The 24,559-nt window shown below is 55.9% G+C and carries 18 protein-coding genes and 4 pseudogenes; 15 read left to right on the forward strand and 7 right to left on the reverse strand.

From position 1 onward, the window contains the following. Positions 1–553 precede the first annotated feature (553 nt). Together GTU79_RS11920 and GTU79_RS11925 are read right to left on the reverse strand one after the other, a co-directional pair. Positions 554–1,252: a response regulator gene (locus tag GTU79_RS11920; protein ID WP_214513964.1), complete on the reverse strand. Its 699-nt coding sequence runs from the start codon at positions 1,250–1,252 to the stop codon at positions 554–556. Next, positions 1,239–2,883, reverse strand: a pseudogene (locus GTU79_RS11925) (ATP-binding protein). Before GTU79_RS11925 ends, GTU79_RS11920 begins: the two are co-directional and overlap by 14 nt. 458 nt (positions 2,884–3,341) lie before the next feature. On the opposite strand from GTU79_RS11925, the gene GTU79_RS11930 reads away from it, so the two are divergent. From GTU79_RS11930 to GTU79_RS11990, 13 genes and pseudogenes are all read left to right on the forward strand, one after another. After that, entirely contained in the window at positions 3,342–4,712 is a 1,371-nt protein-coding gene (locus GTU79_RS11930; protein ID WP_214513965.1) for a 2-hydroxycarboxylate transporter family protein, read from the forward strand. 106 nt (positions 4,713–4,818) lie between these two features. Further along, positions 4,819–5,694 carry a fumarylacetoacetate hydrolase family protein gene (locus GTU79_RS11935; protein ID WP_214513966.1) on the forward strand — a complete coding sequence of 292 codons (876 nt, stop codon included), beginning with the start codon at positions 4,819–4,821 and terminating at the stop codon, positions 5,692–5,694. A 58-nt stretch (positions 5,695–5,752) separates the two neighbouring features. Next, positions 5,753–6,832 carry a [citrate (pro-3S)-lyase] ligase gene (citC, locus tag GTU79_RS11940; protein ID WP_203521765.1) on the forward strand — a complete coding sequence of 360 codons (1,080 nt, stop codon included), beginning with the start codon at positions 5,753–5,755 and terminating at the stop codon, positions 6,830–6,832. Between the two features lie 28 nt (positions 6,833–6,860). Then, the gene (citD, locus tag GTU79_RS11945; RefSeq protein ID WP_203521764.1) at positions 6,861–7,154 is read left to right on the forward strand and encodes a citrate lyase acyl carrier protein; all 294 of its coding nucleotides are present in this window, start codon (positions 6,861–6,863) and stop codon (positions 7,152–7,154) included. Beyond that, positions 7,151–8,026 (forward strand): citrate (pro-3S)-lyase subunit beta, encoded by an 876-nt coding sequence (gene citE / locus GTU79_RS11950; protein WP_203523089.1) that lies wholly within the window; start codon positions 7,151–7,153, stop codon positions 8,024–8,026. Before citD ends, citE begins: the two co-directional genes overlap by 4 nt. 31 nt (positions 8,027–8,057) lie before the next feature. Next, positions 8,058–9,584, forward strand: coding sequence for a citrate lyase subunit alpha (citF, locus tag GTU79_RS11955; RefSeq protein ID WP_203521763.1), 1,527 nt, complete (start codon positions 8,058–8,060; stop codon positions 9,582–9,584). Continuing rightward, the gene (citX, locus tag GTU79_RS11960) at positions 9,585–10,130 is read left to right on the forward strand and encodes a citrate lyase holo-[acyl-carrier protein] synthase (protein WP_203521762.1); all 546 of its coding nucleotides are present in this window, start codon (positions 9,585–9,587) and stop codon (positions 10,128–10,130) included. It begins immediately after the preceding gene. Between the two features lie 79 nt (positions 10,131–10,209). Continuing rightward, positions 10,210–10,946 (forward strand): annotated as a pseudogene (locus GTU79_RS30270) (triphosphoribosyl-dephospho-CoA synthase); the annotation flags it as partial. A gap of 132 nt (positions 10,947–11,078) precedes the next feature. After that, positions 11,079–11,641 (forward strand): annotated as a pseudogene (locus tag GTU79_RS11970) (RBBP9/YdeN family alpha/beta hydrolase). 126 nt (positions 11,642–11,767) lie between these two features. Beyond that, the gene (gene ppk2 / locus GTU79_RS11975; RefSeq protein WP_132921967.1) at positions 11,768–12,574 is read left to right on the forward strand and encodes a polyphosphate kinase 2; all 807 of its coding nucleotides are present in this window, start codon (positions 11,768–11,770) and stop codon (positions 12,572–12,574) included. A 128-nt stretch (positions 12,575–12,702) separates the two neighbouring features. Then, a complete protein-coding gene (gene kup, locus GTU79_RS11980; protein ID WP_203521760.1) occupies positions 12,703–14,571 on the forward strand; it encodes a low affinity potassium transporter Kup in 1,869 nt (622 codons plus the stop codon). 130 nt (positions 14,572–14,701) lie between these two features. Further along, positions 14,702–15,235, forward strand: coding sequence for a glutathione peroxidase (locus GTU79_RS11985; RefSeq protein ID WP_214514138.1), 534 nt, complete (start codon positions 14,702–14,704; stop codon positions 15,233–15,235). 204 nt (positions 15,236–15,439) lie between these two features. Beyond that, positions 15,440–16,492: a LacI family DNA-binding transcriptional regulator gene (locus GTU79_RS11990; protein WP_203521759.1), complete on the forward strand. Its 1,053-nt coding sequence runs from the start codon at positions 15,440–15,442 to the stop codon at positions 16,490–16,492. A gap of 20 nt (positions 16,493–16,512) precedes the next feature. On the opposite strand, the gene GTU79_RS11995 is transcribed toward GTU79_RS11990, so the two are convergent. From GTU79_RS11995 to GTU79_RS12010, 4 genes are all read right to left on the reverse strand, one after another. Further along, a complete protein-coding gene (locus GTU79_RS11995) occupies positions 16,513–17,949 on the reverse strand; it encodes a glycoside hydrolase family 1 protein (RefSeq protein WP_203521758.1) in 1,437 nt (478 codons plus the stop codon). Positions 17,950–18,048: 99 nt separating this feature from the next. Next, positions 18,049–18,393: a PTS lactose/cellobiose transporter subunit IIA gene (locus GTU79_RS12000; RefSeq protein WP_214514139.1), complete on the reverse strand. Its 345-nt coding sequence runs from the start codon at positions 18,391–18,393 to the stop codon at positions 18,049–18,051. 20 nt (positions 18,394–18,413) lie between these two features. Next, on the reverse strand, positions 18,414–19,727 hold the full coding sequence (locus tag GTU79_RS12005; RefSeq protein ID WP_132921962.1) for a PTS sugar transporter subunit IIC: 1,314 nt from the start codon (positions 19,725–19,727) through the stop codon (positions 18,414–18,416). 9 nt (positions 19,728–19,736) lie between these two features. Beyond that, the gene (locus GTU79_RS12010; protein ID WP_132921961.1) at positions 19,737–20,045 is read right to left on the reverse strand and encodes a PTS sugar transporter subunit IIB; all 309 of its coding nucleotides are present in this window, start codon (positions 20,043–20,045) and stop codon (positions 19,737–19,739) included. A gap of 271 nt (positions 20,046–20,316) precedes the next feature. Here GTU79_RS12010 and pta point away from each other — a divergent pair. Continuing rightward, positions 20,317–22,436: pseudogene (gene pta, locus GTU79_RS12015) on the forward strand (phosphate acetyltransferase). Positions 22,437–22,707: 271 nt separating this feature from the next. After that, on the forward strand, positions 22,708–22,866 hold the full coding sequence (locus tag GTU79_RS12020) for a DUF3309 family protein (RefSeq protein WP_132921959.1): 159 nt from the start codon (positions 22,708–22,710) through the stop codon (positions 22,864–22,866). Between the two features lie 12 nt (positions 22,867–22,878). Here the strand turns inward: GTU79_RS12020 and GTU79_RS12025 are convergent, their stop codons facing one another. Beyond that, the gene (locus GTU79_RS12025; RefSeq protein WP_203521756.1) at positions 22,879–24,516 is read right to left on the reverse strand and encodes an ABC transporter substrate-binding protein; all 1,638 of its coding nucleotides are present in this window, start codon (positions 24,514–24,516) and stop codon (positions 22,879–22,881) included. Positions 24,517–24,559 lie beyond the last annotated feature (43 nt).

Genomic DNA, 24,559 nt, shown 5'->3' on the forward strand with positions numbered 1-24,559 from the left:
AGGGAAATAATTAAGCACCGCCTTCTTCATTGCGATGGCGGCCATATTAACCAGGCGGCTTAATTCGAAAGTGATCCGGATCACGCTTAATTTATTATTTGCCGTGCTGTGTTAGTTAGTTGATGGCAATCATTATTTAGGTATTTGGTATTATTCATGAACTGAATTTTTATGTGGTTTTATTGACTGGAGTTCCTTCCTCGCTGGATTTGATATCCATGACAGTCATGGCTGGTTTTATAATACATTGAATGTTATGTATTTATTTGTCTTTCACACAGGGACATTAACATTTTATGCGTAGCGGTGGTTTTATATTTTACCGGGGCAATGTCAGGCTGGAAAACTATGCTGAATGGGGAGATTTTTACCGCGATGATGAATTGTGAACCGAAGCGCAGTTAAATTAATATCCATGCATTAACAAGACATTAGGCGAACCTAAAGGTAACTATAGTTACTGTTTTGGCGTTTTGGGTGCATAAAAATCCAGCCAAGATCGTAACGCTCCGGCAATAACCGGAATAATTAATCACGGGCCGGCAAAGGGTGGCTATAAAGGGGTGTGGCGGCGGTATAGCCGGCGCGGATGGCCGATTTTGCCGTAGCGAATTTCAACGCTGAGGAAATCAATTTCCACGCAGTATTCCAGATAGCGGCGGGCGGTGGTTTTGCTCAGCCCGGTCTGGCTGACGATATCGTCAACGGAGTGCAGGCTGTCTTGCCCGGCGATAAAAATTTGCCGGATCAGATTGAGGGTATTTTCTTCGATACCCTTGCTGCCGGTATCCTGGCTGAATGTTTTGGATTGCAGCTGATAAAGGATATCGACGTTTTGCTGGTCCACCACTTTGAAGGCCCGCTGGGTCCGGGCAAACTGAATAAACCGTTCCAGCGAATGGCTCAGCCGCTTCCAGGAGATGGGTTTAAGAATATAGTCGAACGCACCGCAGCGGATAGCCTGGCTACAGGTATTCATATCGCTGGCGGCGGTAATGAAAATCACCGAACATTCCAGTCCGCGCATAAGTTCGCTGTCGATTAATGAGATCCCCTCACCGTCCGGCAGGTAATTATCCAGCAGGATCAGCCGGGGCCGCTTTTGACGGAGCTGTTCCCGCGCGTCCTTCAAGGTGCGCGCAACGCCCACCAGACGAAGCTGTGCATGGCCGTCGATAAAATCAGCGTGCATTTGCGCCAGTTGGTTTTCATCTTCCACCACCAGCACGTCAAAAATTTCAGGCTGTATCATCAGATTCATCCGGATTAATGAGGTCGGGTAACATTGCACGACTTTCCATCGGAATAAAAATGGAAAAAACCGTACCATAAGGTTGATTGGCGGACACCTCAATGGTTCCGCCGCAATGATTCACATAATTTGCCACCAGGTGCAGGCCAAGCCCATGATCGCCGCTGGGTTTGGTGGTGATGCCCACGTCGAAAATCCGTTCCCGCATCGCCTGGGGGATACCGATGCCCTGATCGGCTATTTCGATCACCACATCACGGGCGCTACCGACAATATAGGCCTCTATGGGATAGCGCTCCCCCTTGCGCAACAGGGTTGCCTCAATGGCGTTATCCAGCAGGTTGCCGATAATCGACATCAGCTCGGTTTCGCGCAGGCCGGATGGCAGCTGCGCCAGGCCGCAGGCCGGATCAAATAACAACTCCACGTTTTTCTCACGCGCCCCGGCATACTTGCCCAGCAATAAGCCGCACAATGCCGGCGAGCAAAAACGCGCCGAGACGAAATCAAGTATTTCCTGGGCGCTTTCCGATTGCGCTTCAATATACCGTATTGCTTCATCATAGCGTTTCATATGCAATAACCCGGCGAGGGCGGCGGTCCAGTTCAACTGCTCATGACGCAAAATACGTAAATTATCCGCATAGCGCTTCACCTGGCTTAATTGAACATTGAGACTGTTTATTTCATGCTGATCGCGAAAACTGATTACCCAGCCCTGCAACTTGTCCTCCAGCAAAATCCGCACGCGGCTGGCGATGACCGTAACCTGATTGAAAAGGCAGATTTCGTCATGGGTATCGCTGGCCAGCATGGTTTTTTCATGCAGGAAAGGGATGGGTTTAATCACCGATGACAGGCGTTTGCCGCGCAGTTCTCTTGAGGACGCATGCAGGGAGAGTATCGATTTGGCCGCTTGATTGATCTCGGCAACGCGGTATTCTTTATCGATGGCAATCACGCCTTCAAAATGGATTCCAACAGCGCTTTTGCTGGCGGACCAATAGGCCTATTTCTCTTGGCTCCAGTGAAAACATCTGTTTCTTCATCGTATTGGCAAACCACCAGGAAAACACAAATAATGCCACCAGCAACATTAACGCCATCACGAGAATATTAATTAATTTCCCGGTGCTGAGCATATCGATACGAGTTTTCAAATAGCCGATAGAAACAATGCCAATAATATGATGTTGCCCATCGAATATGGGCGCCTTACTGCGCAAGGAGATACCTAAACCGCCGCGCCGCACGGAAATGCTGTCTTTACCTTGCAATACCTCTGTATTGTCTCCACCGATCATCGATTTGCCAATGCTGCCGGGATAACCCGAATGATATAAATGCATACCGTGCTCATCGCCGATAACGATATAACTGGCATCGCTGCGCTTTGCCAATTTACCCACCAGGGCGGCAATGGCGTCGGTATCCTTGATTTCAACCGCATCAATCAGCGTGGGGATCATGGCGATTTCCCGCGATTGGACCTGAGCGCGAGCGCCGAGTTCAGCATAAAGCTGCTTATCCAAGTCGTAGTAATAATATATGCCTATCAGCAATAGCAATAATGAAAAGAAAAGGATCAGACTGATAAATAACTTAATATGGAAAGAAACTTTTATACACATAATAAATCATAGCCATTAGGCAAACGCGGTAATCTTATCATGATTAAAATCAGGTGTAAGGGCGCCAAATCTAAAGTGTGATCTCAACCACAACCGTTGGGGATATTACCGCTAAATGTCGACCGAGTGTTAAAAACTCAGTCTACATATCTCCCACCTTTCATTAACAAGCTATTTTTTGAGGAATAAAACCATTAAAACCATAAAACCATTGAAATCATATAACCCATAAAAATTCTATTAAGATAAATTGCGCCACTGCCATGACCATGAAATAATAAAATCCATTAAAATCTTTAAGACCTTTAAAATAGCGGTTTAAATTTGAATTCAATCACATAAATAACGTCAGCCGTTTTTAGTATTCCAGCACTTATTTTACTTACCTAAATAATTCGAGCTGCAGGAAAACCAACGCATCTGCAGCTTTGAGTATGGCGGGTATAAGGGGGGTGATTATGAGCACGACAGAAGACAGTTATATTGCTACAGCTGAACCGGCAACGGTGAAAGAAATTTCTGTCAAGGAAAAATGGTGGCATATCCTTGATAGCTGGAAAATCGGTATTATTCCACTGCCGCTATTTTTATTGGCCGGCATACTCATCGGTATTGATTGCCTGAGCGGGAAATTACCCAACGATATCGTGGTGATGGTAGCGACCCTGGCGTTTTTTGGCTTCGCCTGTGGTGAAATCGGCAAGCGCCTGCCGGTGGTGGGTAAAATGGGCGCGGCGGCTATTTGCGCCACATTTATTCCTTCAGCAATGGTGCATTACGGTTTGTTACCCGAGGTGGTGGTGACGGCCACCACCAGTTTTTATAAATCGACGAACATTCTATATCTCTATATCTGCTGCATTATCGTCGGCAGCATCATGAGCATGGACCGGCGCACCCTGATTCAAGGTTTTTTGCGCATCTTTTTCCCGATGCTGTGCGGCGAGGCGGCCGGCATGCTGGTGGGTATGGCCGTTGGACTGGCCCTTGGCCTGCCGCCGTTTCAGATCTTCTTCTTTCTTATTTTGCCGATTATGGCCGGCGGCGTGGGCGAGGGCGCCATACCGCTCTCCATCGGTTACGCCGCATTGCTGCATATGGAACAGGGCGTGGTGCTGGGACGGATATTGCCGGTGGTGATGCTCGGCGGATTAACCGCCATTATCATTGCCGGCTGCCTGAACCGGCTGGGTAAGCGCTATCCCCATTTGACCGGGGAAGGCAAGCTGATGCCGGCCAATCAGTCGGGCCAGGACCAGCCGGCCGCCGCCCTTACCGGCACGTTTAGCGGTAAAACCGATGTGACCGCGATTGCCGCCGGGGCGCTGCTGGCGGTGCTGCTCTATATGCTGGGCATGCTGGGGTATAAATTGATCGGCCTGCCGGCCCCGGTGGGCATGCTGTTTATCGCGGTGTTGATCAAACTGGCCCACGGCGTTTCTCCCCGCATGCTGGAAGGCTCCCAGGTGGTGTATAAATTTTTCCAGACCTCGGTGACCTACCCGATTCTGTTTGCCGTCGGCGTCGCCATTACCCCCTGGCAGGAGCTGGTGAATGCATTCACCCTCTCCAATTTGCTGGTGATCGTCAGCACCGTCTGCACCCTGGTGGGTACCGGCTATCTGGTGGGCAAAAAAATCGGTATGCATCCCATCGACGTGGCCATCGTGTCCTGTTGCCAAAGCGGCCAGGGCGGCACCGGCGACGTGGCTATCCTCACCGCCGGCAACCGGATGGAGCTTATGCCGTTTGCCCAAATCGCGACCCGCATCGGCGGGGCGATAAACGTCTCGGTCGCCTTGCTGGTATTGGGCAAGTTCTTACTTTGATATCCGGCCACGCTGCGACCCGGCTGCGCATGCCGGACGAGGATGATTTACCGGCTAATACCGGCCGGGCCATCGGGTTGAGAAGAATGTTAATTCAGGAAAATGTATGAAACTCGCAAGTTATGTTTATCAGCGCGGCAAGAGCTACGGCATCGTGGCCGCAGACGGCCTGATTGACTTAGGCCGCCGTCTTGGCCCGCGCTATCCGGATCTTAAAACCCTGCTGGCCGGCAATGCCTTATCCGAGGCGCAGGATCTGTGCCATCAGCCGCCGGATATAGCGGTTGACCAGGTAACATTCCTGCCGGTAATTGAAAATCCGGGCAAAATCTTATGCGTCGGCATGAACTATGCCGAAAAGCGTAAAGAGTTCAATGAGGTGAACCCGGCGCCGACGCTTTTTATTCGCTTCGCCGATTCCCAAACCGGTCACGGTATGCCGATTGTCAAACCTGGCCTTTCGGCGGAATTTGATTACGAAGGCGAACTGGCGGTGATTATCGGCCGGGAGGGGGAGGGTATTCCCGCTTCGCAGGCGTTGTCACATGTCGCCGGGTATAGCTGCTATATGGATGGTTCGGCGCGGGACTGGCAACATAATTGGTTCACGGCGGGCAAGAATTGGCGGCAAACCGGCGCGTTCGGCCCTTTTCTCCCCCCTTCCGATGAAATCCCCAATCCCCATGACCTGAACATCCGTACCTGGTTAAACGGCCGTCTGGTACAAAACGACAATACCGGCAGCATGATTCACGGTATTGCCGCGCTGATTGAATACATCAGTACCTTCACCCGGCTGCACGCCGGCGACGTGATTATCACCGGTTCGCCGGGGGGCGTCGGCAAGAAGCGTACCCCGCCGCTGTTCATGAAAAGCGGCGATTGCATCGAAGTGGAAATCGAAAAAATCGGCCATTTGAGAAATCTGATTGTGGATGCGGTTGATTATTCCATGCCCGGGTCGTCTCATGCCGCCGCGTAGTTTAAAAACCGCCGGGCTCATCGCCGAGGCCCGGGATTCGAGCCATAGGGTAAGCGCTATGTATGATTTGGACGCGTTGGAATTTGCCGTGCTGCCGATCCGATGCACCGTTAACGGCCTGAACGAAGGGCGCGCCCTGCCGGAACGCGGCGGGTTGGACGAGGTGCGCGCCCTGCTGGACACCAGCGGCCTGGGCATGGATGAGGATATCGATTGTTTCGTGGTGGCACATGATGGCCGGCAGTTGGCGGGGTGCGCCGGTATTGCCGGCAATACCATCAAATGCGTCGCGGTGGCGGCGGATTACCGCGGGGATAACTTGAGCGCCCGCCTGGTGGGAGAGGTGGAAAATCTGGCGATACGGCAAGGGCATTTTCACCTGTTTCTTTATACCCGTCCGTCCAATATCGCCCTGTTCAAGGGCTGCGGCTTTTATCCCCTGGCGCAATGGGACCAGGTGGCGGTTCTGATGGAAAACACGCCGGTGGGCATTACGCGCTATTGCCGCGCGCTGGCCCTGCAGCGCCATCCCGGCGCCCGAATCGGCGGGATCGTCATGAATGCCAATCCCTTCACCCTGGGGCACGCCTACCTGGCGGAGCAGGCCGCCGCTGTTTGCGACTGGGTGCATATCTTCGTGGTGCGGGAAGATGTGTCGCTCTTTTCCTATGCCGAGCGTCTTGAAATGGTGCGTCAAGGCGTGGCGCATCTCAGCCATGTCACGGTGCATCCCGGCTCGGATTATCTCATTTCGCGGGCGACGTTCCCCGGCTATTTTTTACGGGATACGCAGCTTATAGGCCAGACCTACAGCGCCATCGATCTGCTGATTTTTCGCCGTTATATCGCGCCGGCCCTCGGTATTACCCATCGTTTTGTCGGCACCGAGCCCTATTGTCCGGTGACTGAACAATACAATCGCGATATGCGGGTGTGGTTGGAAGAGCCCGTGCGTTCAGCTTCACCGCCGGTGTCGGTGGTGGAGATTCCCCGCAAATGCCAATCCTCCGGCTGGGCGATTTCAGCCTCGGAAGTGCGGGCCTTGCTAAAGGATCGGCAGATGTCGCACATCCGGGAAATCGTGCCGCCCTGTACGTTTGCCTTTTTAACGTCACATCACCGGTCGGAATGTGCGTAACCGAATTTTTTTTGTCAGGACAGTCATTATGAAGATAGTTAAAGAATCCTTGGCTGGTACGTTTGAATCCAGCGATCTGCTGGTGAAAATCGCCCCGGCCGACGGCGAGTTGAACATTGTCGTGAACAGCGAGGTGATAAAACAGTTCGGCATACAAATCCGCCAGGTCATTGATCAAACGCTGGCTGCCATGGGCGTTACGGAAGGGTTGATCATTATCGACGATAAAGGGGCGCTGGATTGCGTAATCCGCGCCCGCATTCAGACCGCGGTATTACGGGCCGCCGGCGCGGAAGATATTATATGGGACAGCATGTCATGAAAAAGCTTCGCCGCAGTATGTTGTTTATTCCCGGCGCCAATGCCGCCATGTTGTCCACCGCGTTTATCTACCGTCCCGATTCGATCATGTTCGATTTGGAAGATGCCGTTTCGCTGCGGGAAAAAGACAGCGCCCGGATCTTGGTGTTCCATGCGCTGCAGCACCCCATGTACCGGGACATTGAAACCGTGGTGCGCATCAACCCGCTCAATACGCCGTTCGGCCTGAAGGATCTGGAGGCGGTGGTTCGGGCCGGGGCGGATGTGGTGCGGTTGCCGAAAACCGACAGCCCGGAGGATATACATGAGCTGGAAACCCATATTGAACGCATCGAGCGGACCTGCGGCCGGGAAGTGGGTTCCACCCGAACCATGGCGGCCATTGAATCGGCCATCGGCGTGATTAACGCAGTGGCCATAGCCCGCTGTTCTCCACGGCTTATCGGCATTGCCCTGGCGGCCTTTGATTATGTCATGGATATGCAAACCGAACGGGGCGACGGCACCGAACTTTTCTACGCCCGCTGCGCGGTGCTGCACGCGGCCCGCGCCGCCGGCATCGACGCTTTCGATGTGGTCTATGCCGATATCAACGACGAGGCCGGTTTCCTGCGGGAAGTGGAGCTGGTACGCAAAATGGGTTTCAACGGTAAATCATTGATTAACCCGCGCCAGATTGAACTGCTGCATAACGCCTATGCGCCGACCCAGGAAGCGGTGGACTACGCCCGCCGGGTGATTGCCGCCGCCGAGGACGGAGAGCGTAAAGGCCTGGGGGTTATATCGTTGAACGGGAAAATGATTGACGGCCCGATTATCAACCATGCCCAGGTGGTACTGGACCGTGCCAGGGCTTCCGGCGTGCGCCGGTAGCGGTTTAGGCGAATAAATACAGGAATACCTAATGAGTGATTTTTTAGACAATCTACAGACGCAATATCGGCATCTCGGGCAACTGGCGCAGTTCAGCCATGCGTGCAGTACCACGCCCTGGCTGGCGGATAATCTGGCCAAACACCAGCGCAAGCTTTGCGACAGCCTGGAACAGGCCATTGAACGCAGCGGCCTGCGTGACGGTATGACCATCTCGTTCCATCATGCCTTTCGGGAAGGGGATATGGTCATTAATCGGGTGGTGGAAACCCTTGCCCGCTTAGGGTTTAAAAACCTGACGCTGGCGTCCAGTTCGCTGATGACCTGCAATGATGCCTTGATAGAACCCATCCGGGCGGGCGTTATTAGCCGCATCTATACGTCGGGCATGCGCGGCAAGCTGGCGGACGCTATTTCCCATGGCCTGATGGAAGAACCGGTACAAATCCATTCCCATGGCGGAAGAGTAAAACTGCTGCAGGATGGCGAGCTCAAGATCGACGTGGCGTTTCTCGGCGTGCCGTGCAGCGATGAGTTCGGTAATGCCAACGGCAGCCACGGTCAATCCTGCTGCGGTTCCCTGGGCTATGCCATGGTGGATGCGCGTTTTGCCCGCAAGGTGGTATTGCTCACCGAAGCCTTGCTGCCTTTTCCCAATCTGCCCGCCAGTCTGGTTCAGGATCAGGTTGACTATATCGTCAAGGTGGATCAGGTAGGGGACCCGGCTAAAATCAGCGTGGGCGCGGCGCGGGTCACCAGTAATCCACGGGAGCTGATGATCGCCCGCAGCGCCGCCGAGGTCATTGAGCATTCCGGCTATTTTGTCGACGGGTTCTCCCTGCAAACCGGCTCGGGGGCGTCAAGCACCGCCTGTACCCGTTTTATGGCGGAAAAGATGGAGCGGCGCCATATCAAGGCCCGCTTTGCGCTGGGGGGTATCACCGGCAGCATTGTCGATCTGCATGAGAAAGGCCTGATCGATATCCTGCTCGATACCCAGTCCTTTGACAGTCAGTCGGCGGAGTCGCTGCAACATAACCCGCGCCATATCGAAATTTCCACCAATGTCTATGCCAACCCCGCCGCCAAGGCGGCCTGCTGCGATCAATTGGATATCGTCATCCTCAGCGCGCTGGAAATCGACGTGAATTTCAACGTTAACGTTATTACCGGCTCCGACGGCGTGATGCGCGGCGCTTCGGGTGGTCATTGCGATGTGGCTGCCGCGGCCAATCTGACCATTGTGGTGGCGCCCCTGACGCGCAGCCGTATCCCTACCGTGGTCCGCCAGGTGACGACGCGGGTAACGCCTGGTGAAAGCGTCGACGTTCTGGTGACCGATCAAGGCATCGCCGTCAATCCGGCGCGGCCGGAGGTGCGCCGGCGGCTGGAAGAAGCCGGTCTCGAAGTGCTGGATATCGAACAGCTCTATCAGCGGGCGGTGGCGCTGACCGGTGAACCCAGGCCCATCGAGTTTACTTCGCGGATTGTCGGTGTGGTGCGCTACCGCGATGGCAGCGTGATTGATGTGGTACGCCAGGTAAAAGAGGATGACTAGGTGACTCTGACCGGAGATATCGCCGCGGACGTTACGCTGGATCAACTGCTGGCGGCGAAGGAGCGCCGCGCGGCGCGGCAACGGGAGTGGATCGGCCGTTATGGCCGGCCGCTGATTTCGCTGACGCTGGTAACGCCGGGGCCGGTGAAGGATTCGGCCCCTTATCGGCAATTGATGGCGGAAGCCATCAACGTTTGCGAGGGGATGTTGACGGGCCGCGGCTGGCCGGTGGCGGCGCGACAGGCCTTTTGGCTGTCCACCGGACCGGAAGCGTTTTGGGCGGTGGGGCATGGGGCCGGGGAAATAAAAGCCGCCACGGTGGCGCTGGAGCAGCAGCATCCCCTCGGCCGTCTCTGGGATATGGATGTTATTTCGGTCCACGACGGTATTATCGGCCGCAATTTTCTTAGTCAGGCCGGACGCCGCTGTCTTGTCTGCGACCAACCCGCCCATGCCTGCGGGCGGTCCCGCCGGCATCCGTTGCCTCAGTTGACGGCTAGAATAAAGGATCTGCTGGAGGCGTATTTTGTCCGCGATGAAAGCTGAAGCGCTGCGAAGCGACGCCGGCCCGATAAGCGGTAATCCGCCCATTCCGCTCCATTATCCCGTTGCCGATGCCGAACTTATGGCGGTGGCGCGGTTGGCCGCCGCCGCGCTGCGGGAGGAGGTGTATTTGACGCCCAAACCGGGACTGGTGGATAACTGCAATAACGGTGCGCACCAGGATATGGATTTACCGCTGTTCCTGCGCAGCATCGCGGCCATAGTCCCCTGGTTCAGCCGCTTTACCGCCCTTGGCTATCGTTATGCCGCGCTTCCGGCCGGGGAGGTGCTGGCCCGTATACGTCCGCTGGGGCTGGCCTGCGAGCAGGGGATGTTTGCCGCTACCGGCGGCGTCAATACCCACAAAGGCGGGGTTTTCTCCCTCGGGTTATTATGCACCGCCGCCGGACGGCTGAAAGGGCGCTTACAGCCGTTAACCCGCGGGGGATTGTGCGACGAAGTGGCGGCAATATGCGCCCGTATGGTGATGACAGAGCTGGCGGATCGCCGGCGGGCGGCTACGGCGGGGAGCAGCTGTTTCAGCGCTACGGCATGACCGGTGCGCGCGGGGAAGCGGCGAGCGGATTCGCCACCGTGCGCCGGTATGTTTTACCCGACTGGGATCGCCTCAAGGCCGACGGCGCCGGCGAGCCCATGATTATGCTGCACTGTCTGCTACTGCTCATGGCTTATAATCCCGATACCAACCTGGTCTCGCGCGGCGGCCTGCCGGGCCTGCATTTTGTGCAGCGCTACGCCCGGCGCTTATTGCTTTGCGGCTGGGATATCGCCGAGCTACGGCAAATGGATGCCGCGCTGACAGCGCTTTATCTCAGCCCCGGCGGCAGCGCTGATTTGCTGGCGGTGGCTTATGTCCTGGCGCACCTGCCCTATGAACGGACATGGACCGGCGCGCCTCGGTGGAATTTCCCTCGACGGGGTCTCGTCGCCATATTCCGACGACCCTTCGGCGCGCTGACCGTTCTGCTGGTGCCGGGCATTCAGGATAGCGGGCCGGAACATTGGCAAAGCTGCTGGCGGCAACGGCATCCGCACTGGCTGCGCATCACGCAGCGCAACTGGCAGGATCCGGATCTGGACGGCTGGGTGGCGGCGATCCGGCGCGAGCTGGGGAGCAGCGCTCGCACTTACTGTTGATAGGCCATAGCTTTGGCGCGCTGTCATCATGGTATTTCGCCAGCCAATTCCCCGGCGTGGTGGCCGGCGTAGTGCTGGTGGCGCCTGCCGAACCGGTGCGTTTCGAGCTTGAAGAGCGTATCCTTGCCACCCCGTTACCGGTGCCAAGCCTGCTGTTCGCCAGCCATAACGACCCGCTGCTGGCGTTCAGCCGCGCCCGCTACTGGGCACAGGCCTGGGGTAGTGAGCTGGTGGATGTCGGCGAGGGGGGGCATATCAACGCACAATCGGGTTTCGGCGCCTGGCCCCACGGTTTGCAGCGCATCGGCCAGTTCGCCCGCGAACTGAATCCCGGCCCTGCCCGCGGGCTGTTTTAAAATCTGCTTACAATCCGCCTTGCGCAAATCGGCCATACCGGTATCAATTAATCTTAGGGTTCGCCGCGGGTATGCCATAATCAATGCAGTTTGGGTTATGCGCTGCGCAAGTAACGGAGAAAAATAATGAGTAAAAGCAACGATCATCAGCCGGATCATGATTCGGAACATCCCTACTCGGGCAAAGAGTACGATCAGACCCTGCATTTACTGCAAATCGAGCTAGTCAAGCTGCAGCGGGAAATTATTGCCTCCAACGATCAGATCCTGGTGATTTTTGAAGGGCGCGACGCGGCGGGCAAGGATGGTATCATCAAGACCATTTCCCAGCATCTGAGCCCGCGGGAATTTCGCATTGTCGCCCTGGGCAAGCCGTCAGAGCGGGATCGCGCCGAATGGTACTTCCAGCGTTACGTGGCGGAATTGCCGGCGGCGCAGGAGATGGTGCTGTTTAACCGCAGCTGGTACAACCGCGCCGGCGTTGAGAGGGTGATGGGTTTTTGCAGCGATAAAGAGTACGAACTGTTCATGAATACGGTGACGGATTTTGAACAGCTGCTGGTGGATTCAGGCATTAAAATCATTAAATATTACCTTGATATCAGCAAGCACGAGCAAAAAGAGCGTTTGGAGGCCCGGCTGACCGATCCTCTTAAGCAATGGAAAATCAGCCCCATCGACGAGCAGGCCACCAAACAGTGGAAGCAGTACAGCAATGCACGCAATGAAATGCTGATTCGCTCCCACACCCCCAATACACCGTGGGTCATCGTGCATACCGACGACAAGCATGAAGCAAGGATCAACATTCTGCGCGACCTGCTGGGACGGCTGAATTATAAGGGAAAGGACAAAAAACTGGCCCTGCCGGATCCCGAAGTGGTCTTCGCCTTTGATACCGTCTGCATTGAAAACGGCCGCCTGGCGCCGTAGATCTCTTCATGAATCACCAAGATTTTGTTAGGAAATCTGACGCTCAGGTGCATACTGAGCGCTTTTCCGCGAGGCGTCACGGGTAACGGACGCTTACCGCCTTCCATTCGGATCCTGTAGTTGAATCTATGAGCACAGAACATAAACAGCCGTTGTCTGTGGCAACACTTGCGGCTATCGGCGTGGTGTACGGCGATATCGGCACCAGTCCCCTCTATACCCTGCGAGAATGCTTTTCCGGCAACTATGGTTTCGATGTTCGTCCGGACCAGGTATTCGGCTTCCTTTCCCTGATTTTCTGGCTGCTGATCCTGATTGTTTCGCTGAAATACCTGGTTTATGTCATGCGGGCCGATCATGCCGGCGAGGGCGGCATCATGACGCTGATGTCCCTGGCCGGCCGCAATACCCCGGCGCGTACGGCGACGCTGATTATGGTGCTGGGGCTGATAGGCAGCGGCTTTTTTTATGGCGATGTGGTAATTACTCCGGCCATTTCTGTAATCTCCGCCATTGAGGGGCTGGTGATTGTCGCACCGTCCTATTCCGGCTATATCGTCCCGGCCTCCATTGCCGTCATTACCCTGCTGTTCATGATCCAAAAGCACGGCACCAGCCGCGTCGGCAAGTTTTTCGCGCCGGTGATGCTGGCATGGTTCCTGACCCTGGCGCTGCTGGGCGTACGCAGTATTATGATCTACCCGGCGGTCCTGCAGGCGATAAACCCGGCATGGGCGCTGCATTTTTTCGTTGAATACAAAAAATTGTCCTTCTTTGCCCTCGGAGCGGTGGTGCTGGCCATTACCGGCGTGGAAGCGCTGTATGCCGATATGGGGCATTTCGGCAAACGCCCCATCCAGCTGGCCTGGTTCGTGGTGGTGCTGCCGTCGCTGGTGCTTAACTATTTCGGCCAGGGCGCGTTGCTGTTGCAAGACCCGTCGTCCATCATCAATCCCTTCTTTTTATTGGCCCCCGGCTGGGCGTTGATCCCGTTGCTGATCCTGTCGGCCCTGGCGACGATTATCGCTTCCCAGGCGGTTATTTCCGGCGTCTTTTCCCTGACCCGCCAGGCGGTGCGCCTGGGATATCTGCCGCCGATGCGCATAATCCATACCTCGGCTGAGGAATCCGGGCAAATTTATGTCCCCACCATCAACTGGATGTTGTATGTGGCCGTGGTGCTGGTCATTGCCTTTGCCAAACACTCCAGCAACCTGGCGGCGGCTTACGGTATCGCCGTCACCGGCACCATGCTGTTAACCAGCCTGCTGGTGACCTGGGTGGCGGTAAATACCTGGCGCTGGAACCGGGTCCTGGTAGGGCTGATACTGGCGGCGCTGCTGGTCATAGACGTGCCGATGTTCGCCTCCAATGCCCTTAAACTGTTCTCCGGCGGCTGGTTGCCGCTGCTGCTGGGGCTGGTGATGTTTATCGTCATGACCACCTGGAATACCGAACGTTTCAGTCTGGCGCGCAAGCTGCACTCCCACGGCAACTCCCTGGAGGCGATGATAGCCTCCCTGGAGAAAAATCCGCCGGTGCGCGTCCAGGGTACGGCGGTATTTATGTCCCATATCACCAATGTCATCCCCTTTGCCCTGCTGCATAACCTCAAACATAACAAGATGCTGCATGAGCGGGTGATCCTGCTGACGGTGCGCACGGAGCATGCTCCCTACGTCCATAACGTCCGCCGCGTGGTCATTGAGCAGCTATCCCCCACGTTCTGGCGGGTAGTAGCCCGCTACGGCTGGCTTGAAGCGCCGAATATGCTGGAAATATTCCACCGCTGCGGCCTGGAAGGCTTACCCTGCCAGATCATGGAAACCTCGTTTTTCATGTCGCACGAAGCGTTGATCCTGACCAAGCGGTCCTGGCTCCGGTTCCTGCGGGGCAAGCTGTTTATCACGTTGAGCCGCAATGCCCTGCGGGTGGCGGATGAATATGAAATTCCTCCCAACCGGGTTATCGAGCTGGGCACGCAGGTGGAAATCTAGCGGCTGACTTTCTCCATGGGCGGCATGCAAGGCGCCGTCCGGCGTGTTATTGTCATAAAGTATCCGTTGCCCCGGCCGCGTCTGGCGGAGCGTGATTCATCAGCATATTCAAGAGGATAATTCATGACAGATTCCGTTTACGACATTCCCGTTAAAAATCGACGGCACCGCCGCCAGCCTGGCGGACTATCGCGGCAAAGCGCTGCTGGTGGTTAACGTCGCCTCCAAATGCGGCCTGACCCCGCAATACGAAGCATTGGAAAAGCTTTATCAGGACCGGCATTCCCAGGGGCTGGAAGTGCTGGGTTTTCCCGCCAATAACTTCAAGGGCCAGGAACCGGGCAGCGATGCGGAGATCAAGGATTTTTGCACGCTGACCTACGATGTGCATTTCCCGCTGTTTTCGAAAATTTCGGTGCTGGGGGAGGACCGGCATCCGCTGTACGGGAAATTAACGGCGGCGCAGCCGGACGCCATAGGAGAGGGGCCGTTCCGCGAACGGCTGAAAGGCTACGGCGTCGATCCCGTCAATCGCCAGGATGTATTATGGAATTTTGAAAAATTCCTGATTAACCGGCAGGGCGAGGTGGTGGCGCGTTTTGCGCCGGATGTGACCGCCGACGATCCACGGTTGCTGTCGGCCATTGATAAAGCTCTGGCGTAACGCCTGCAGCCCGCCGGCGTCCGGCGGATCTATTCAGCTGCCGGGCGTCCGGCGCAGCCTGTTTGGCGGCAGTGGAAATAGCCGGCTGCCGGGCGCTTGGTCCAAAGGCATTCGCCGGCCGCGGAAAGCTTTATGGCGCGAAGTCCGGTATGCTAAAATCAGCAGGATCTTTCCCCCGTACGTCCGTTGAACAAGGCTTCATAGATGATTACCATGCAGGATGTTGCAAGAAAAGCGGGCGTTTCCAAGTCCACGGTATCCCGTGTCCTGGCGGGTAATAACTATGTCAAGGAGAGCACCCGCCAGCGGGTGTTTAATGCCATCGAAGAGTCCGGCTACCGTCCCAATCTTGTGGCGCGCAGCCTGGCCACGCAAAATTCCCAAAGCATCGGCCTGATTGTCACCAACTCCATATTCAACGGCCCCTATTTTAGCGAGCTGTTATATCAAACCGCCAAGATGACCGAAAACTATGGCCGGCAGCTGATTCTGGTGGACGGTAAATACAGCGCGGAAAGCGAGCTGGAATCCATACAGTTTTTGCTGGATCGCCGCTGCGATGCGGTGATTATCTACCCGCGTTTTCTGGGGGAGAAAGAGCTGATGGCGATTATTCGCCAGCACGAGATTCCTTTTATCGTCATCAACCGCAACCTGCCGCTGGCGCGGCAGCACTGCGTGTTCGCCACCCATCAGGCCGATGCCCGCCAGGCGGTGGGTTATCTCATAGAGCAGGGGCATCGTGACATTGCCTTTATCAGCGGCGCGCAGGGATCTCCCACCGCCGGCGCCCGTGAACAGGGGTATCGGCAGGCGCTGAGGGAAAAGGGCATTTCATTGAATGAGGCGCTGATGGCGCCGGGACACTGGTCGCTCGGCAGCGGTTATGAAGCCTGCGCCGAACTCCTGCGGCGCCCGGCGGGTTTCAGCGCGCTGGTGTGCTGTAACGACGATATGGCCATCGGCGCCGCCAAGGCGCTGCGGGAACATGGCAAAACCATTCCCGGCGACATCTCCCTGGTGAGTTTCGATGACATTCCCGTGGCATCCTATTTCAATCCTCCCCTGACCACCGTCCATGTGCCGGTGGCGGAGATGATCAAAAGCGCGCTCGATCAGGTGGTTCACGTACTGGACGGCAAGCCGGTGTCGCCGCTAAAACCCTTCAGCGGCGAGCTGGTGATTCGCGATTCGGTGGTGCCCGGCCCTTTCGCCGCCACTTCGCGCCAGAAAAAAACGCCGGTGGGACACCTTTAGCTCCGGCGCATTGCTAATAGCTAATACTCAATATCGGTATCCAGACGCTCCCCGTTGGTAGTAATGACGCGCTGATACCAGTAAAAACTCTTTTTCGGATAGCGGGCCAAATCCTTCAGGTCGTGCTCATCCCGATTGACATAAATAAATCCGTAGCGTTTGCTGATGCCCTGATGGGTACTGACCAGGTCAATGGCTGACCAGGGGCAGTAGCCAAACAGCTCGACGCCGTCGGTAATCGCCAGCTGCAGCTGCCGGATATGGGCGCTGAGGTAGCGAATACGGTAATCGTCATGAATTTTATTATCCTGCGCCAGCCGGTCAAACGCGCCCAGGCCGTTTTCGGTAATGATTAACGGCAGCCGGTAGCGCTCGTATATTTCCCGGCAGGTCACCCGGAAACCCACCGGGTCGATATACCAGCCGAATTCATTGTGTTCCAGGTTGGGATTATCGGCGCCTATATACACCGATTTATCGATGCCGGGCAGTTGCTGATCCTCCACTTCACGGCGCTCCTGCCCGCCGGCGCCGCGGTCTTGTCCGTCGGCAACCGTGGTGGAGGCATAATAATTAAACGCGATAAAGTCGGGACGGCCCCGCTGCAATAGCGCCATTTCCTCTTCGGTTATCTGCGGCAGGTAGCCCTTTTCCCGCATAAAACTCCAGGCCACCGCGTTATACCGCCCAAAACAGGCCAAATCCAGATAGAGCCAGTTGCGAATAGACGAGAAATTGTTGGCGGCAATCACATCTTCCGGCCGGGAACTGGCGGGGTAGACGCAGGAAATGTTCGGCGCCGGGCCGATTTTGGCCTCGGGCAGCATCTCATGGCAGGCAATCATTGCCCTGGCCTGCGCCAGCATCATATGGTGGTTTTGCTGATAGAGGGTTTTTTGCGGATTGGCGGTGCCCGGCGGCAGCGTGCCGATGACATCGCCTTTTAGGATCATCATATTCTGTTCATTGATGGTCAGCCAATACTTGACCTGGCCGCCGTAGAGTTCAAAGGCGGTACGGGCGAACCGCTCAAAGGCGTCGACGGTGCGTGGGTTCGACCAGCCGCCTTGCTGTTGCAACGCCCAGGGTAAATCGAAATGGTACAGCGTCACCAGCGGTTCAATGCCGTGGCGGCGGATCTCATCAATCAGGCGGCGGTAGAATGCCACGCCCTGGAAATTCAATTCGCCTTCGCCGGTGGGAAACAGGCGGCTCCAGGCGATGGAAAACCGGTAGGTTTTGAGACCCATTTCAGCAAACAGGGCGATATCGCCGGCAAAATGATGATAGTGATCGCTGGTGACGGTGAAGTCGCTGAGTTCCGGTGGAAACGAGGCCCGGTCGATGACCGACGGGCCTTTGCCTTCTTCGTTCCAGGCGCCTTCCACCTGATAGGCCGACGTGGAGGCGCCCCAAAGAAATCCCTGTGGGAATGGCGCCGGTGTCTGGTAATGCATAATAATTCCCTCTGATTTTCGATACGGTGAGCCCCGGGCTGATTAAACCCGTTTATTTAAAACCGCTTACTCAATTCCGCTTAAACGGAGCGCCCGAGATCATGGCTTTTGCCCGCAGGCTTCGCCCGGATGCTTTAGGGTGTCGATTTCGCGATACAGGACGATGATTTCTTCAACCAATTCCCGGCACAGCATGGCGTTCATCAGATGATCCTGGGCATGTACCATGATAAGGTTCACCGGAATTTTCCCCACGCCCTCGTCGGCGCCTATTAATTGCGTCTGGATACGGTGCGCCTGGCGGGCGGCGTCGGAGGCGGCGGCCAATAGGGCATCGACCTTCAGCCACTCCCGGTTGCGGGCGGCGCGCAGCGCCTCCATCGATTCGGAACGCGCCTCGCCGGCAAAGATAATCAAAGCCATGATCGTACTTTCCATATCCATCGCCACCGTCTCGCTCATGGTTATGCCTCCTGGGCCTGGGTCTGCGGCAACGGATCTTCCTGCGCCAGCAGCTGCCGTTCGTAGATTTTGAAGAAGGGGTAATAAATCAGCGTGGATACGGCCACCAGGACAACCACCAGGAACGCGGCGCGGATATCCCAGCCGGTGGACCAGGCGGCGCCGATGGGGGCAGGAGTGGTCCAGGGCACCACGGAAATCACCCGGCCCACCATATCGGTACGGGTGGCGATATAGGCCAGAGTACCGTTAACCAGCGGCGCGGTAATAAACGGAATGAAGAGGGTGGGATTCATCACCACCGGAGAGCCGAAAATCACCGGTTCGTTAATGTTGAAAATACAGGGCACCATGCTGAGCTTGCCGATGGAGCGCAAATGGGCGGAACGGCTGCGTAAATACAGCCCCACCAGCCCCATGGTGGAACCCGATCCGCCAATCACGATGAAAAACAGCCAGAACGGTTCGATAAAAATATGGGTTAAGGGTTGTCCGGCGGTGAGTTCCTGCTGGTTGATGCCCAGATTGGTCAGCCAGAAAGCCTGCAACACGCCGCCGACGATGACCGCGCCGTGAATGCCGGCGAACCACAGCAGATGGCAGATCAATACGGAGAGCAAAATGGCCGGCAGGGTATCGGCAGCGGAAACAATCGGCTGGAACAGCGCCATAATGGCCTGGGGCAGCAGCATGCCGAATTGCCATTGGATCAGCAGGCTTAACGGGTAAAGGGTAAAGAATATCGCCAGTACGGGAATCAATAAATCAAAGGACTGTTTTATTTTCGGCGGTACCTGTTCCGGCAGATGGATACCGATATGCCGTACTTCCAGAAAATGTATCAGCTCGGTGGTATAGATTCCCACCAATATCGCGGTGAAAATCCCGGTCCCCCCAAGCGATGATACCGGCAGCATTTTATCCGCGGTTTGCGGAGCCGCCACTACCAGGAATGACATTAATGACAGCAGGGCGGCCATAAAACCGTTCATTTTATAGCTGGTGGCCAGATTATAAGAGATCGCCGCGGCGATAAACACCGACATAATACCCATGGTCATGTTATAGGGCATCAGAATAACGTTTTCATACTGCTGCGCCATCCGCAGCCACCATTGGGCGAAGGACCAAGTGCTGGTGGGGGAGAAGGGCGGATGGGCAAATACCAGCATAAAGGAACCGACAATCAGAAACGGCATTGCGGAAATAAATCCGTCCCGGATGGCCATGACATGCCGTTGACTGGATAATCTCCCTGCTATCGGACTAATGGTATTTTCAATGACGCCGAATACCGATTCGCTAATTCCGGACATATTCATCTCCTAGGCATTAAGCAGCGCCAGAGTATCGTTTAATATTTTTTCGCCGTTCATCATGCCGTAATCCATGCTGTTAATGACGGCTATGGGTTTATGCTGCTCATCGGCGATTATTTTAAAATCTTTCAATTTATATTTGATTTGCGGTCCCAGCAGGCAACAATCGTAATGGGGGAACTCCGCGGCGAACTCTTCCAGACCCACCGCATTGATTTCCACCTCTATTCCTTTTATTTCGGCGGCTTTTTGCATTTTCCTCACCACCATGCTGGTGGACATCCCGGCGGCACAGCATAAGAGTATTTTTTTCATAAGACGAGCCTTGTGATTATTGGTCTGGCAGCAGTATGACGCGAGAAAAAGAATCTCTGCAACCGGTTTCAGAAACCGGTTGCAGTTTTGTGATGGAGGTCAATTCTTGTTTCAGGATAAGTTTTTAGCGGATTTCTGATTAATGGAAATCAAGTCTGTAAGCTGGGTTAAAGAATTCAGGATGAAAGGTGTTCATGATACGGCCAAGCCAATTCATCATCCAACATAGATCTGACTATTTGCCGAGAGGTCAACCGTGTCTCGAACCATTATGCTAATTCCAACCGGTACCCATGTGGGGCTGACCAGCGTCAGTCTCGGCGTGATCCGGGCCATCGAGCGCAAGGGCGTGCGCCTGAGCGTATATAAGCCCATTGCCCAGCAGCGCGACGGCGCGAGTTTGCCGGACCAGACCACCGCCATCATTCGGGCCAATTCAGGGATCCCCGCCGCGCAGCCGCTGGCGATGGACTATGTGGAAACCCTGTTAAGCACCAATCGCCGCGATGTGCTGATGGAGGAGATTGTCGCCCGCTATCATGAAACCCGGCAGGACGCCGAAGTGGTCCTGATTGAGGGGCTGATGCTGACCCGTCGCCATCAGTTCGCCAATGGTCTGAACTACGACATCGCCCGGGCGTTGAACGCTGACATGGTTTTTGTCACCACCCTGGGGGCCGATTCACCGGCGCAGCTGAAGGCGCGGCTGGAGTTGGCCTGCGCCGGGTTCGGCGGCTGCCAAAACAAGAATATCGCCGGGGTTATCATCAATAAATGGCACGCCCCGGTGGATGAACAGGGCCGTACGCGCCCAGACCTGTCCGAACTGTTCGACGCCGCCAACCAACATGATGACGCCGCCGCGGATACCCGCCCCCGGTTTGCCGACAGTCCGCTAAAGGTCTTGGCCTGTATCCCCTGGAACTATGATCTGATAGCCACCCGCGCCGTGGATATGGCCGGGCATCTTCATGCCCACATCGTGAATGCCGGCGATCTGCAGACGCGCCGGGTGCAGTCCGTGACTTTCTGCGCCCGCGGTTTGGCAAATATGGCGCAGCACTTTCGCGCCGGCGCGCTGCTGGTCACCTGCGCGGACCGCCCCGAAGTGCTGGTGGCGGCCTGCCTGGCCGCCATGAACGGGGTGGCCATCGGCGCGGTCCTGCTCACCGGCGGCTATCCCATTCCCCCGGCCATTGCCACGCTGTGCGAGCGGGCGTTTCAGACCGGTTTGCCGGTGATGATGGTCAATACCAATACCTGGCAGACGTCCCTGAGTTTGCAAAGCTTTAATCTGGAAGTGCCGGCGGACGATCGTTTACGGGTGGAGAAAGTACAGGACTACATGGCCGGCTACATCGATAGCGGGTGGATTGATTCACTGAGCGCTGCCTCGGAGCATTCCCGCCGCCTCTCGCCGCCGGCATTCCGTTATGCCCTGACCGAACGGGCACGGCGGGCCGGCAAGCGCATCGTGTTGCCGGAGGGGGGTGAGCCGCGCACCATCCGGGCCGCCGCCATCTGTGCCGACCGGGGCATTGCCCATTGTGTCCTACTGGGCAATCCCGACGACATTCGCCGGGCGGCCGCGGCCCCGGGCGTGATTTTGGGTGACAATGTGGCGCTGCAGGATCCGGCGCCGCTGCGCGAGCGCTACCTGGGGGGCTGATGGAGCTGCGTAAAAGCAAAGGCATGACCGAAGTGGTGGCGCGGGAGCAATTGGAAGACAACGTGATGCTCGGTACCCTGATGCTGGAGGCTGGGGATGTGGACGGATTGGTTTCCGGCGCGGTACATACCACCGCCAATACCCTTCGTCCGGCGTTGCAGCTGATTAAACCGGCCCCGGGCAGTTCGCTGGTTTCATCGGTATTTTTCATGCTGTTGCCGGAGCAGGTGCTGGTATACGGCGACTGCGCCATCAATCCCGATCCGGATGCCGAACAGCTTTCGGAAATCGCCATTCAGTCCGCCGACTCGGCCGCCGCCTTCGGCATCGAGCCGCGGGTAGCGATGATGTCCTACTCCACCGGCACCTCGGGCACCGGCAGCGATGTGGATAAAGTGCGGGAAGCCACCGCGCTGGCGCGGCGCAAACGCCCGGATCTGGTGATTGACGGCCCGCTGCAATACGATGCCGCCATTATGGCCGACGTGGCGCGCACCAAGGCGCCGGACTCGCCGGTGGCCGGCCGGGCCACGGTCTTTATTTTTCCGGATCTGAATACCGGCAATACCACCTACAAGGCGGTACAGCGTTCCGCCGACCTGGTTTCCATCGGTCCGATGCTGCAAGGCCTGCGCAAACCGGTCAATGACCTGTCCCGCGGTGCCCTGGTGGACGATATTGTTTATACGATAGCCCTTACCGCCATCCAGGCCACGCAATAATCGCCGCCAAAAGAGGCGGCGTTTCATCCCGATGCCGGGCAACAATCCCCGGCATCGGGACGCAAATTAATGGCAATAATGATCATTGCATTGATATGCCTTCACCTCCTTTAGTAAACAAATCCCGCATATGAAAATATTCTGTGAAATATTATTTCCTGGCTATACTTTTAGGGTCAGACTGAATATGTGCTCATCCGGTTATATCGTGAACATTATTTAGTACGATATCACGGGAACAGTTCAAAAAAAATTTACAGGAGCTACACACATGGGCATCGGAACAATTGTACTTATCGTATTAATTTTACTTCTCATCGGCGCGCTGCCCAGCTGGCCGCATAGCCGTAGTTGGGGTTATTTTCCCAGCGGTATTCTTGGCGTTGTTGTGGTTATTCTGATTGTTTTGGTTCTGATGGGAAGGATCTGACCCGAAACAAGCTTAATGATGTAATACATAGAGATCTTTAGTGGAAATATACCCCAATCGGGTTTCATAATATCCACCGATATAGGGTTTCACCAGCCTGGCAGCCACATGGTAAAAAATGGGGATGCCGGGTGCGTCTTTTGCTAAAATATCTTCAGCTTCCTGATAATACTCCATTGCTTTTGAAACAGAGCTTGCGTCGGCCGCCTTTGTCAAGGCGCGATCGAAATCCGCGTTGCTGTATTTGGCATAATTGCCGCTATCCTGAGATCGGTAATTATTCAGAAACGTCGCAGGATTGCTGTAGTCGGCGTACCAACCTGTCCTCGACACTTCAAAATTACCGCTGCGCACGCTGCTGAACAGGGTTTTCCACTCCTGATTGCTTAACGTCGCCTCGACGCCCAGATTTTTCTTCCACATGGAGCTTGCCGCGATGGCGAGCCGCCGGTGGGTCTCGGAGGTATTATACAGTAGAGTGAATTTAAGCGGTCGCGTCTCGCCGAAGCCGGCCTGCGCCAAGAGTTTCTTTCCTTCGGCGATGCGCCGCTCCCGGGGCCAATGGGCATAGGCCGGCGGCGCCGGTTTAAAACCGCCGATGTCGGGCGCGCTGAACATATAGGCCGGCGTTTGCCCTTGCCCCATGATGTCAGCGGCGATAATCTCCCTGTCGAGTCCGAGATTCAGAGCCAGACGAACCCGTACGTCGTCAAAGGGCGGTTTGCCGGTGTTGATATCATAAAAATAGGTGCCGAATTGCGGCGAAATGCGTACCTCATCGCCCAATTTTTTTTTCAGCGCGGCAAACTGGATTTCCGGTACGGTTTTAACAATATCGATTTCATCGCTTCTATAGCGGTTCAGCGCGGAATTTTCCGACACGAGGGACAAGAAGGTCACCTTGTCGATTATCGTATGTTCGTTATCCCAATAGCGGCCGTTGCGAACGCCCACGACCTTTTCATTCACCACCCATTCCTGCAGGGTAAAAGGTCCGCTGCCGGCAAATTTCCCCGGCTGGGTCCAGGTATCGCCCCACCGATGAATAAGTTCGCTGTTCACCGGCGCCAATGCCTGATGGGCCAGCATGTCCATAAAATAAGACAGCGGCTGGTCCAGCCGGATCTCAAGCGTAAGGTCGTCCAATGCCTTGATGCCCAGGGCTTCAGGCGGTTTTTTGCCCGCGACGATATCCGCCGCATTCGCTACCTGCATATTGGCGAGATAGCTGGCATAGGGGGAGGCGGTATCAGGTGAGACCAGGCGCCGCCAGCTCGATACCACATCACGGGCGGTGAGGGCGTCGCCGTTGGACCAGGTGAGATGGGGCCGCAAATGGAATATCCACAGGGTAGGCTGTTTTTGCTCCCAGCTTGCCGCCAGCCGGGGCTCGACGGTGCCGTCATCGTTAACCGCCACCAGCCGTTCGAAAAAATCGTTGATAATGGCGAATTCGTTGTCGCTTTCCGCCTTGTGCGGGTCGAGTGACGCCGGTTCGGCGATATTTTGCCGCACGATTTCCTGCCGGGCGGCCAATTCAGCCCCAGGCGGCACAGCGGCGGCGAAGGCGGGGGCTGCGGGCAGCAGCGCCAGGCCGATGCAAAGGGACAAGACATATTGCCCGCCGGAAAACAAAGAACACGCAGTCATAAGAAGCTCTCCTCGATGAAGGTGGAATAGACGTTTTTGATGT

Source organism: Sodalis ligni, from assembly GCF_016865525.2.
Lineage (GTDB): Bacteria > Pseudomonadota > Gammaproteobacteria > Enterobacterales > Enterobacteriaceae > Acerihabitans > Acerihabitans ligni.